We start from the raw sequence: 11922 nt of genomic DNA on the forward strand, positions 1-11922 counted from the left end.
CACTATGGTTTTAATTTGCTGTGGTTCACTTAAAAGATAGGAGGTTCCTCATCGAGCATGACTTTTGTGGTGACGGCAAGTAATTCTCTCAATTTATCCATTCGAAGATGGTAATATAATCGATGATCGGTTCTTTTTAGTTCGATAAGGTCTAAAAAAAATAGGAAGTTGGCATGATAAGTTACTGCCGCGGGCGTTATGCCAAGTGCTGATGCAATTTCTTGTCCATAGTGAGGGCGATTCCTTAAGAGCAGCAAGAAGTCTAAACGTCGTTTATCCGAGAATGCTTTTAAAAAAAGTTCAGTTTTCTCTCGATCAGCAGCTGGTCCGAATACATGATCATTAAAAATGCCGAATATAACCCAAGCGATACGAGAACTTCCTGCGTAAAAGAAGAGAACATGATTCCCAACTTGTGAGAAAAAGCTGACATGAAAAGTAGTGGGAACATCATAAACTGCAGGTTCATTTTTGTTGATATCACGAATGAATCTTTCAGGATTCGCTAGGAACAAACCTTCATAACGCTGAGAGGCTTGTTCAGACTCCCTTCTTAACTCCTCTTTCCAAAGTGAAAAAACATCCTTGTAGAACTGGTTTAAGAGCTGCATATAACGTAGCTTAGTTTCTTCGGGATAAGCAAGGCACTCTAGTAATGGCCCCTGCGCTTCAATCACATCCAGCTGCGGTTTTGTTCTTGCCACAAGCTCAGCCATTAAGCGGGTATCCTTCTTGACGATTTCCCAATCGTTTCCTTCTAGCAACTCATCTAATTTATCGTAATACACACCATATACCATTTCAGCGACTACCTTTTCTGCAGGACTCTTTTCCAGTCGATTTATCCATGCTTCAGCTGTTTGTGGTTCTGGACAAGTGCAAATGGATTCATAGAAAGCAAAATCGAGTGCTTTATGAAAAAAGTTGTACTGGAAAAAAAACTGAAGTTCTCGGTAGGAGTGAGGTGACAACCGTGCTCGTGCATCTTTATGATAAGACAACGCTTGTGGGTCCATTTCAAGTTTGTAATCCTCAGCTGCCTTAAGCAACTGCTCTTCACAAGCAATCATTCCCATAGAAACAATGAATTCCAAAGCTTCGTTGTACGCAAATTTTATGTTCGAAAGTAAGGTGTCTTTCATGTTATCTTCCATCATAACCTCCAATATTTCTCGTTATAGAATTTAAATGTTGGGATGATACGACTAATATTTAATGATGACTTAATGTTAAAATAAACCATTCATTTTCTTTTGTAAAGGAATATTTTACAATTCGTACTAACTGCTAGGATTCGGTTGTCGTGCATGGTAAACTATGGATAAAAAATAGGAGGGGCCATGATGGAGCCAATCGTGTTCAAACAAATTGAATTTGTACGTAGTGTTACTGTTCGTGCAGTTGAAGAACTTTCCGAGGAACTACTAGATATCATTCCACAGGGCTTTAATAACAACGTTAGATGGAACTTGGGACATATTTATTTGGTGCAAGAGAAGTTCGCTTTTCATTCCGCTAGGGAGCTTATGCAATTGCCGGAAAGCTTTGAACGATTATTTGCAAAAGGTACTAAACCTGCAGAGTGGAGCGAGAAACCACCAACACTTGAAGTGTTAATTGAGATGCTTTCGGAGCAACCCAAACGTATTCAGGAAGCTATGCACAATCGCTTAAGTGAGCAAGTAACCCCTCTTACAACGGGTAGTGGATTAACCTTAAATACAATCGGAGAATTCATAAATTTCACGCTTTACCATGAAGGGATGCATTTTAATACAATCAAACTATTAAATCGATTTGCTGATAAAAGACTTTAGAGATCTTTAGTAGACAAAAGTCTAAGGTCAAGGAGGTATTCGATGGAGGTTGGAAGAATTTTAGGTATTGCATATAATGTGATCCCAGTTAAAGACTTGGAGAAATCTGCAGCTTGGTTTGTGAAACATTTGTCGTATCACTTCATAACAATTTGAGTTCTGAAGATGTGAAAGTCGGAAACATTAGCGATGAAGGTGAGTATGGGAAGTTTTTTGTATTTGAAGATCTGGATGGTAATTTATTTGATGTCTGGGAACACCATGATTGTGAACTGGTTTATTAGCCTCACAAAGGATAGCGAGTTCAATCGATATCCTTTGTTATATATTGGAATGAAAAAAAATTTGTAATGAAAACGGTTTTATGATAATCTAGTTAATGTAATACATGTAACCGGTTACACATTGGGGGATGAAATGAATGATGATGACGATTAAAGATGTTGCTAAAATAGCTGGAGTATCGGTGGCAACCGTTTCTAGGGTGTTAAATGATTCTGGTTATGTGAATATCGATACTCGAAAAAAGGTTGAGGCAGCAATCAAAGAAATGAATTATACCCCTAATGAGGTTGCAAGGTCTTTGTATAAACGGAAATCCAAATTAATCGGACTTCTATTACCTGACATTACGAACCCATTCTTCCCGCAATTAGCACGTGGGATAGAAGATCAGATGCAGGAGCATGGTTATCGGATAATCTTTGGTAATAGTGATGAGAACGAGGAAAAGGAATTCGATTATATTCAAACCTTTATCCAAAATAATGTCATTGGCATGATCTCATCCACTAATTTTCCTGAGAAAGATATTTATTCTAATTTAAAAATTCCGGTTGTATTTCTTGACCGTACTTCTAATGACAGTCCCTCCGTATATGCAGATGGCAGAAAAGGCGGACGCCTTGCTGCTCAAGAAATCATTGCACGGGGAAGCACCAAGATTACAGTCATGCAAGGACCGGCGCATATTAAACCGGCGCAGGATCGATTTCAAGGTGCGATTGAAGTACTTGATGAAATGGGAATCACTTATCAAGTGATCCAGACTTCATCTTTCTCCCACACGGAAGCGGAACAATGGGCTGTAGAGTTATTTGATAAATATATAGACACAGACGGCGTAATTGCAAGTAATGATATCGTGGCGACAGCAGTTATTCATGAAGCACATCGCTTAGGTAAAAGAGTGCCACAGGATCTCCAAATCATTGGATTCGATGATATCCCACTTAGCAGCCTGTTGTCTCCTTCGTTATCCACTATCCGTCAGCCTGCACATGACATGGGCCGTGAAGCGGCTGGTTTACTTATTAAGTTAATTGAGCAAGATAAAGTAGAAGATAAAATCATTCAATTACCCGTCAGCTTTGTGGAGCGGGAAACAACAAGAAGTAAAGAATAGATGACAACATAAGAAAGGTTGATGGACATGGCTAAGATTTGTGTAATTGGAAGTTGTTCAATGGATTTGGTGGTAACCTCATCTAAGCGACCTCACGCAGGAGAAACTGTTCTTGGAGAGAGCTTCGCTACCGTTCCAGGAGGCAAGGGAGCGAATCAGGCCGTAGCTGCTTCGCGTTTAGGGGCAGAAGTTATGATGGTTGGTTGTGTAGGTGAAGATTTCTATGGTACGGAGATCATGGAGAATCTTAAGAGAAATCGGGTTCTTACCACCAATGTGGAACCGGTTACACATACCAAAAGCGGTACTGCTCACATCATTTTAGCAGAAGGTGATAATAGTATTATCGTTGTAAAAGGAGCTAATGATTCAGTTACTCCTGCTTTGGTTGAGCGAGCACTTGATGCTATTAAAGGATCTGATATGGTGCTAATCCAACAAGAAATACCCGAAGAAACGGTGTCTTTTGTAAGCGAACTTTGTCATAAATTTAATATCCCTATGCTGCTTAATCCGGCACCTGCGCGTCCCATTAGTGACGCGATTATAGAAAATGCCGCCTATCTGACACCTAATGAACATGAATGTACGATTTTATTCCCTGGGATGAGTACTACAGATGCCTTACGGAAATATCCAAACAAGCTGTTTATCACAGAGGGAAGCAATGGCGTACGATTTTACGATGGAGAACAAGAAGTTCTGGTTCCTACTTACAAAGTTAACGCTATAGATACGACAGGTGCTGGAGATACTTTTAATGCGGCATTTGCAGTTGCTTTAGCTGAAGGCAGCTCCATTCTGGATAGTGTAAAGTTTGCCAATCGAGCGGCTTCCTTATCCGTTACTAAATTTGGTGCACAAGGTGGCATGCCGACAAGAGCAGAAGTGGAGGCGAATCTTTAGTTATGAAGAAACAAGGGATATTAAACAGTCATATTTCCAAAGTGCTTACTGACTTAGGCCACACTGATACAATTGTCATCGCAGATGTGGGGCTTCCAGTTCCACCAGGTGTTCCGAAGATTGATTTGGCGGTTAAACTAGGGGTTCCTAGCTTCCAAGATATCGTTGATATCATTTCGGAGGATATGGTCATCGAAAAGGTGATCGTTGCAGAGGAATTAGAGACTGATAATAAAGTCACCTCTCAATACTTGAATAATAAATTTAAGGAAATACCGATAGAAGCATATTCACATGAGCAATTTAAGCAGCTGACGATGCAGGCTAAGGTTATTATTCGCACGGGTGAAGCTAAGCCGTATGCAAACTGTATTCTACAAGCTGGGGTCTATTTTGGATAAAAAGGGGGTTCTAAGTGTATGCACATTACGATGAAAGATATTCATAAGTCTTTTGGCGCTAACCGTGTATTGACCGGTGTGGATTTTGAACTTAAGGATGGTGAAGTTCATGCCCTGATGGGTGAGAATGGCGCAGGTAAGTCTACGCTGATGAATATTCTGATCGGTCTGCACCAACGTGACCAAGGCACCATTCGTATAGATGATCAGGAGAAATACTTTACGAATCCCAAAGAGGCAGAACAATATGGAATCGCATTTATCCATCAGGAGCTAAATGTATGGCCAGATATGACGGTTCTGGATAATCTGTTCATTGGCAAGGAACGAACATCCAAATTCGGCCTGTTAAATAGGAAAGAGATGAAAGCGTTAGCAAATGAACAGTTTGCTAAGCTCTCTGTGACCATTCCTTTGAACCAAGAGGCGGGGGAATGTTCAGTAGGTGAAAAACAGATGATTGAGATCGCTAAAGCGCTTATGACTCATGCGAAAGTTATTGTTATGGACGAACCTACCGCTGCATTAACCGAGAGAGAAATACAGAAACTATTTGAAGTCATTGCCTCGTTAAAGAAAGAAGGCGTCTCTATCGTCTATATTTCGCATCGGATGGAAGAGATTTTTACGATATGTGATCGAATCACCGTTATGCGAGACGGGAAAACCGTAGACACGAAGCCCATTCCTGAAACTAATTTTGACGATGTAGTTCGGAAGATGGTAGGTCGTGAATTAACGGACCGGTTCCCTGAGCGTACTTCTAAACCCGGAGAAGTGGTTCTTGAAGTTAAGAATGCTTCAAAGAAAGGGCAATTTAAAAATGCTAATTTCTCTGTGCGAGCTGGCGAAATCATAGGATTCTCTGGATTAATGGGATCTGGACGTACAGAGATGATGAGAACCTTATTCGGATTAGAATCATTAGACCAAGGTGAGATTTGGGTGAAGGGACAGAAGATTACCATTCGGAATCCCAATGACGCTATGCAAGCTGGAATCGGCTTTGTTACAGAAGACCGCAAAGATGAGGGGTTAATCCTAGATTTCTCTATTCGAGATAATATGGTACTGACGAATTTATACGACTTTGCCCCTAAAGGTGTAATCAATGCTAAGAAGGAACAAGAATTCGTGGACATGCTTATTAAACGGCTACACATTAAGACACAATCATCATCCACTTTGGTCCGGAATTTATCTGGGGGTAATCAACAGAAAGTAGTTATCGCCAAATGGATTGGTATTGGCCTCAGTGTTCTTATCCTTGATGAGCCTACACGCGGCGTCGATGTTGGGGCAAAACGGGAAATTTATCAGCTTATGAACGAATTAACTGAACGTGGTGTCGCCATTATTATGGTATCCTCAGAACTTCCTGAAGTCTTAGGGATGAGTGACCGCATCGTAGTTGTTCATGAAGGGGAAATCAGTGGAGAACTTTCACAACAGGAAGCTACGCAAGAAAAAATCATGACGTTAGCTACAGGGGGGCAATAGCAATGACTACTATCAAAGATGAGAGTGTAAAGAAAGGTTTCCAAATCGGGCAAATCACGCAGAAATTAGGGCCATTACTAGGGTTAATCATTCTAATTATTATCGTAACCGTGCTGAACCCAAGCTTTATGGAACCCCTTAATATACTGAACTTGCTTAGACAAGTCGCAATTAATGCGCTTATCGCTTTTGGGATGACTTTTGTTATTCTAACGGGTGGTATCGATTTATCAGTAGGGTCTATTCTAGCTTTATCCAGTACCTTCACAGCCAACTTGATGTTGTCAGGCTGGGATCCAATCTTAGCTATTGTTGTGGGTTGTTTAGCGGGTGGACTGATGGGGATGGTCAACGGACTGATGATTACGAAAGGCAGAATGGCGCCGTTTATTGCTACACTGGCGACCATGACTATTTTCCGCGGATTAACGCTTGTATACACGGACGGTAATCCGATCACAGGTCTTGGTGACAGCATGACGTTCCAATTGTTTGGTCGTGGATATTTACTAGGAATACCTGTACCTGCTATCACGATGATTATAGTATTCGCTGTGTTGTGGATTGTACTGCATAAAACGCCATTTGGCCGTAAAACGTATGCTATTGGGGGTAATGAGAAAGCTTCCATTATTTCAGGGATCAAAGTAGACCGCATCAAAATAATGATCTATTCCTTAACCGGTATGTTATCAGCATTGGCTGGTGCCATCTTGACCTCTAGATTGAACTCAGCGCAACCAACAGCAGGTACATCCTATGAGTTGGATGCGATCGCGGCAGTAGTATTAGGGGGGACGAGCTTAACAGGTGGCCGTGGACGTATCGTAGGCACATTAATTGGTGCTCTTATTATCGGGATTCTGAACAATGGCTTGAACTTGCTCGGCGTATCATCATTTTACCAAATGGTAGTTAAAGGGATCGTTATTGCGATTGCTGTACTCATAGACCGTAAGAAAGCCGTATAAGGGGGATTCCATATGAAAAAGCTCACATTAATTTTTACTTCCTTACTCTTGATTCTTATGACGGGCTGTTCCTTAGAGCCTCCAGAGTGGGCAAAGCCGAACAGCGGCGGGGGCCCAGGGAATATGAAGATTGGATTATCCATTTCTACCTTGAACAATCCGTTCTTTGTATCTGTTAAAGATGGAGTTTTGGCAGAAGCTAAGAAGCTTGGTATGGAGGTTCTCGTTATCGATGCGCAGAATGATTCGGCCAAGCAAAGTAATGACGTTGAAGATTTAATGCAAAAAGGTGTAAATGCGCTGTTGATCAATCCAGTAGACTCTTCAGCGATCTCGACGGTTGTTCAGACAGCTAACAGTCTAGATATTCCAGTCGTTACTTTGGACCGTTCTGCAGATAAGGGAGACATTAAAGCCCTTGTTGCCTCTGATAATGTAAAAGGTGGATCAATGGCAGCTGAATATATTGTAGAGCAGCTTGGAAAAGGTGCAAAGGTTATAGAACTAGAAGGATCACCGGGAGCATCAGCTACCCGTGAACGCGGGAAAGGATTCCATGAAATTGCCGACACGCAGCTTGAGGTGATTGCGAAGCAAACTGCTGATTTTGACCGTACGAAAGGGTTGACCGTTATGGAGAACCTTCTCCAAGGAAATCCAGATGTACAAGCGGTTTTCGCTCATAATGATGAAATGGCTCTTGGTGCTATAGAAGCGATTCAGAGTTCAGGTAAGAATATTCCTGTCATCGGTTTTGATGGAAATGAAGATGCACTTAAATCCATTGAGGCGGGTAAACTCACAGGAACCGTTGCTCAGCAGCCTGCATTAATTGGGCAGTTAGCGATTCAAGCAGCGAAAGACGTATTAGATGGCAAGACGGTTGAGAAACTGATTGCCGCACCTCTAAAACTGGTCGTAAAAGAATAAGTAAATGACTATAGAAAAACACTGCATTCGCCGATTTGGTGAGTGCAGTGTTTTTGATATATATAAGCTTATTTTTCCTCAATTACTCTATCCGGTAACTGTGTTACATAACTATCTGATAGATGGAGAAGCTCTAAAGCACGATCGAACTCATCCTCGGTCGTTTGTTGCGTGTGGTTACCATCTCCAGATAAGGTATAATGCTGACCATCCTCGAAGCCACTGCCAGATAGGAAGAGCTCTTCATTATTTACGAACGATCCTGTTGGCAAATAATAGCGCTGAGGAAGTAGGTTATAAGTTGATTGATTCAATAAATCTTGTCCGAAATGAATATGATCCGCAAGAGAAACACCCAATAAATTAGATACAGTAGGCAAAATATCCACTTGACCGCCCAACTGTTCTTTTACACTTGGCGTTGTAATCCCCGTCGCTGATAGGATCAACGGAATATTAATTAATTCGCGTTCCGTATATTCATGACCAAGGATTTCCTGTAATAAGACGTGATCGCCCTCTTTTAGAGAGAAGATAGGAAGTCCGCGGTGATCTCCGTACAATGCAATCAAGCTGTTATCCCATACCCCATTTTGTTTGAGCTCATCAATAAAAAGTCCAAGTGCATAGTCAGCATAATTTTGAGCACGAATATAATCCCCGACTAATGTTCCTTCGAATCGTTCTGGAAGGGCCATTTTGTATTTATCCTCAGGGATCGAGAACGGATTATGCGCTGACATCGAAATAACATGGGAGTAGAATGGCTGATCCTTCTGATCCATCCTTGCTAGCTCTGCAGCTGTTTTCTCATACAACACCTCATCAGAAGCTCCATAAAATACCGTGTCCTCTTCACCATAATATTCCTTATCGTAATATCGATTAAATCCTAAGGCAGTATAAAGCTCGCCACGGTTCCAAAAGTCGACTTCATTGGTATGGAATGTTGCCGTATCATAACCTTGCGCTTGAAGCAGCTTAGGTAAGCTTGGAAGCTCTTTTGGCGCATACATTTGAGTGGCTGGACCATCAGGTGGAACATAGAAAGAAGTATTTACAATGAATTCGGCGTCAGAAGTATTTCCTTGTCCAACCTGCTGGTAGAAACGCGGAAAGTAATAACTGCTAGCCGCAAGCTTATTCATATTCGGCGTAATTTCTACTCCATCAATCTTTAGATTGATTAAGAAGTTCTGGAAAGACTCCATCTGAAGAATGACCAGGTTCTTTCCTTTGGCGGCTCCAAATTGAACCGGATTTGAGGTTGCTTGAATTCCTTTGGTCTCGTTAATCGCTGCTTGTGTAATCTTAGCGACGTCGATTTGTTCTTCTTCTTGATTGGCTAATAGAGAGTAAGCTTCATAATTGAGAATGCCCATTTGCTCGGCTTTAACGGTTTCGTTCATACTGGCTCGGTTAGGAAAAATATTCATTGCGCAAATGACGATGGAAACACAGAATAAGATCGCAACCGCTTTCCGGTTACTTTTACGCGACATGGCTTTTTTCCAATTAAGTGCCTTCTGTTTTCTCAACATGACCAAACCAATGACAATGATATCCACAAAAATAAGCATATATTGCGGACGCATGACCGAGAAAATACTTTTCTTAACGGCTCCAACTTGCTTGACCTGATCTAATACTTGTGAAGTAGCAATAATGCCAAAATGATTATGATATACAATGAGTGAGAAAAATAGTGTAGTGATCAACACATTGACCAGCATGTAGATGGCAATTTTTCGTTTCGTTGCGAACCATTCAATCAAGCAAAAGACTAGAAGCACAAAAGGGATTTCTTTAAGCCATGTGGTCCACGTAGGCCCGTCTTCAAAGAGAAAATACCAAGCAAAATAACTTTTAACTAGCATAATGAGAGAGAAAAATAATAGGGATCTTTTACTGAGTGTACGAGGTTCTTTAAACGGCATCTCTTATGCCCATCCTTTTCTTTTAGATTAGTTCATTCTATTACTTGAAGTGTTTAAAATCAACTAGATTGGGGTATAGAAGAGACTTATTTTCCTTAATATTACATTTAGGTGAATGAAACCATACATAGTATAAAAAAAGTTATTTTTATGGGAAATGAACTTTTTAAGTTACTCCTAACTCTTATAGGGGAGAGAGGTGAAGGCATGGATGTTGCTCGTTGGGTGAAAAAAGCCAAAAAGGGGAATAAAGAAGCATTGCTCCACTTAATCATGTCTGAAAAAGACGTTTATTATAGGCTAGCGTTCAGCTATATGGGGAATGCGCATGATGCCATGGATGCCATGGAGGAAATGATCGTCACACTTTATGAAAAGATCGGTCAACTAAAGAAAGAGGAAGCATTTTATAGCTGGAGTAAGACGATTTTGGTGAATGGCTGTAAACGACTACTTCATAAGCGCGGCAAGCTGGTGCTGTTAGAGGATTGGAGTAAGGTTGACGATAGGGAAATAGGCCAAGTAGTGAGTAGTAATGATCCTTATCGCAGAAGTGAGCAGCAAATGGATATGGAGACCTTGTTGTTACAAGTAAATGAACATCAGAGAGAAGCGATTCAATTAAAGTATTTTCATGATCTCGATTATCAAACGATAGCTGACATTACGAAGGTTCCGATAGGAACGGTTAAATCAAGAATTTACCATGGATTACAAACGCTCAAAAATCAGTACAGAGGTGATGTTGATGAACAATAACGTCGAGCAACAATTAGCTGATGAAAAGACACGCATAGCGTCCATTACCGCACCTGAAGAATTAGAAATGAGATTAAGAAAGGCTTTGAATTCGGATCCCGCAAAAAGAACGAAAAGAATAGCACCGATTTGGAAGGTTGTTGCGGTTGTTTTATTGGTGACAGTGATTTCTGGACAAAACTACAATGCTTTTGCTTATTATGGAAAACAGCTTTTTGGCTTTGATGAATTGCTTAATGGCACAACTTTACAACAGCTAAATGAAAAAGGGTTGGGCCAAAACATCAACAAGAAAACTACGTTACTAGACGGAACAACTCTTACCATTAACGGAATTATGGCGGACGCCAATCAATTCATTATGTATTACACCTTAACTAACCCAAATGGACTAGAGGATATGTCTGTAGACGCTTTTAGACCCTCAAAAATAAGTGGTTTTTTAACCGATTCTAACGTAGTAAGTGGTACATCATTAATCAATGAAGGTCATACGGAGATTAAAGGTCAGATGTCGTTTGACAGCGTAAATCCATTTTCAAAAAAACTAACGTTACACTTTTGGCAGCAGCTAGTAGAGAACGGCCAGATGAGCGAAGGAACAGTTACGTTCCCTTATAACCCTAATGAGGCCATGGAAACTCAGATTAAACAATCGATCAATAAAAAGATTAAAGTCGACAAAGGTACGATTACCTTCAAATCAATCACAGCTACACCAACGATGACTGTAGTAAAAGGGAAGCTGGATGTCGATAGTTTTGATCGAGTGAAGCTTGGATTACATGGGATACAATTAATTGTCGATGGAACACCTGTTGAGATCCTGGGTAGTGGTAATCAAACCTCATTAGGTGGAAGAACATTTGATATTCGCTTCGACACATTGCCTAAGGAGCTACATTCCATGCAGCTAGTCGTTAAAGAGTTTCCTGGATATCAAAAGCTGGAAGCAAAGTATTCCCTGACTTCCCTTAGTGATAAGCCATTTATGTTGGGTGATAAAGAATTATGGTTAAAAGATGTCTCCAAAACCTCTCAAGGCATCGAAATAACAATCGCTTCTGACGATGATGTAATGCTGGATGGTGTGTCTATAGAAACGAACAACGAGAGTACATCTTTAAAAACAACGATTAATCAAAAAGAGACAAAGCAAGTGGACGGCAAACTAATGAAAGAACGAACTTTATTATTTGATACACAAGCAGAGCCTGAGTCACTACTAATAGAAGGGATGCACTATTTGAAGATATACAATAAAGTGATTGAGATTCCAGTAAAGTGAAGAAATGT

The 11922-nt window shown here is 40.7% G+C and carries 11 protein-coding genes; 9 read left to right on the top strand and 2 right to left on the bottom strand.

Features of this window, described 5'->3' with window-relative positions; translation table 11 throughout:
- Window positions 1-29: 29 nt before the first annotated feature.
- The gene (locus tag MKX60_RS14390; protein WP_341060147.1) at window positions 30-1157 is read right to left on the bottom strand and encodes a helix-turn-helix domain-containing protein; all 1128 of its coding nucleotides are present in this window, start codon (window positions 1155-1157) and stop codon (window positions 30-32) included.
- Between the two features lie 183 nt (window positions 1158-1340).
- On the opposite strand from MKX60_RS14390, the gene MKX60_RS14395 reads away from it, so the two are divergent.
- The 7 genes from MKX60_RS14395 (at window position 1341) to rbsB (ending at window position 7930) form a co-directional block, all read left to right on the top strand.
- A complete protein-coding gene (locus MKX60_RS14395; RefSeq protein ID WP_305953493.1) occupies window positions 1341-1817 on the top strand; it encodes a DinB family protein in 477 nt (158 codons plus the stop codon).
- Between the two features lie 424 nt (window positions 1818-2241).
- Window positions 2242-3222, top strand: a complete 981-nt coding sequence (locus MKX60_RS14400) for a LacI family DNA-binding transcriptional regulator (protein ID WP_076286636.1) — start codon at window positions 2242-2244, stop codon at window positions 3220-3222.
- Between the two features lie 27 nt (window positions 3223-3249).
- Complete coding sequence (gene rbsK / locus MKX60_RS14405) at window positions 3250-4128, top strand: ribokinase (RefSeq protein WP_076286604.1); 879 nt, start codon at window positions 3250-3252, stop codon at window positions 4126-4128.
- A 2-nt stretch (window positions 4129-4130) separates the two neighbouring features.
- Window positions 4131-4529: a D-ribose pyranase gene (gene rbsD, locus MKX60_RS14410; protein ID WP_076286605.1), complete on the top strand. Its 399-nt coding sequence runs from the start codon at window positions 4131-4133 to the stop codon at window positions 4527-4529.
- 18 nt (window positions 4530-4547) lie between these two features.
- Window positions 4548-6029, top strand: a complete 1482-nt coding sequence (locus MKX60_RS14415; RefSeq protein ID WP_076286606.1) for a sugar ABC transporter ATP-binding protein — start codon at window positions 4548-4550, stop codon at window positions 6027-6029.
- Between the two features lie 2 nt (window positions 6030-6031).
- Window positions 6032-7000: an ABC transporter permease subunit gene (locus MKX60_RS14420; RefSeq protein WP_341060148.1), complete on the top strand. Its 969-nt coding sequence runs from the start codon at window positions 6032-6034 to the stop codon at window positions 6998-7000.
- A gap of 12 nt (window positions 7001-7012) precedes the next feature.
- Window positions 7013-7930, top strand: coding sequence for a ribose ABC transporter substrate-binding protein RbsB (gene rbsB / locus MKX60_RS14425; protein ID WP_076286607.1), 918 nt, complete (start codon window positions 7013-7015; stop codon window positions 7928-7930).
- Window positions 7931-7998: 68 nt separating this feature from the next.
- Here the strand turns inward: rbsB and MKX60_RS14430 are convergent, their stop codons facing one another.
- On the bottom strand, window positions 7999-9867 hold the full coding sequence (locus MKX60_RS14430; protein WP_341060149.1) for an LTA synthase family protein: 1869 nt from the start codon (window positions 9865-9867) through the stop codon (window positions 7999-8001).
- Between the two features lie 207 nt (window positions 9868-10074).
- On the opposite strand from MKX60_RS14430, the gene MKX60_RS14435 reads away from it, so the two are divergent.
- The gene (locus MKX60_RS14435) at window positions 10075-10626 is read left to right on the top strand and encodes a sigma-70 family RNA polymerase sigma factor (protein WP_076300553.1); all 552 of its coding nucleotides are present in this window, start codon (window positions 10075-10077) and stop codon (window positions 10624-10626) included.
- Window positions 10616-11914 carry a DUF4179 domain-containing protein gene (locus tag MKX60_RS14440; protein ID WP_341060150.1) on the top strand — a complete coding sequence of 433 codons (1299 nt, stop codon included), beginning with the start codon at window positions 10616-10618 and terminating at the stop codon, window positions 11912-11914. Before MKX60_RS14435 ends, MKX60_RS14440 begins: the two co-directional genes overlap by 11 nt.
- Window positions 11915-11922 lie beyond the last annotated feature (8 nt).

It is taken from the genome of Paenibacillus sp. FSL R5-0914 (assembly GCF_038004525.1).
GTDB lineage: Bacteria > Bacillota > Bacilli > Paenibacillales > Paenibacillaceae > Paenibacillus_AQ.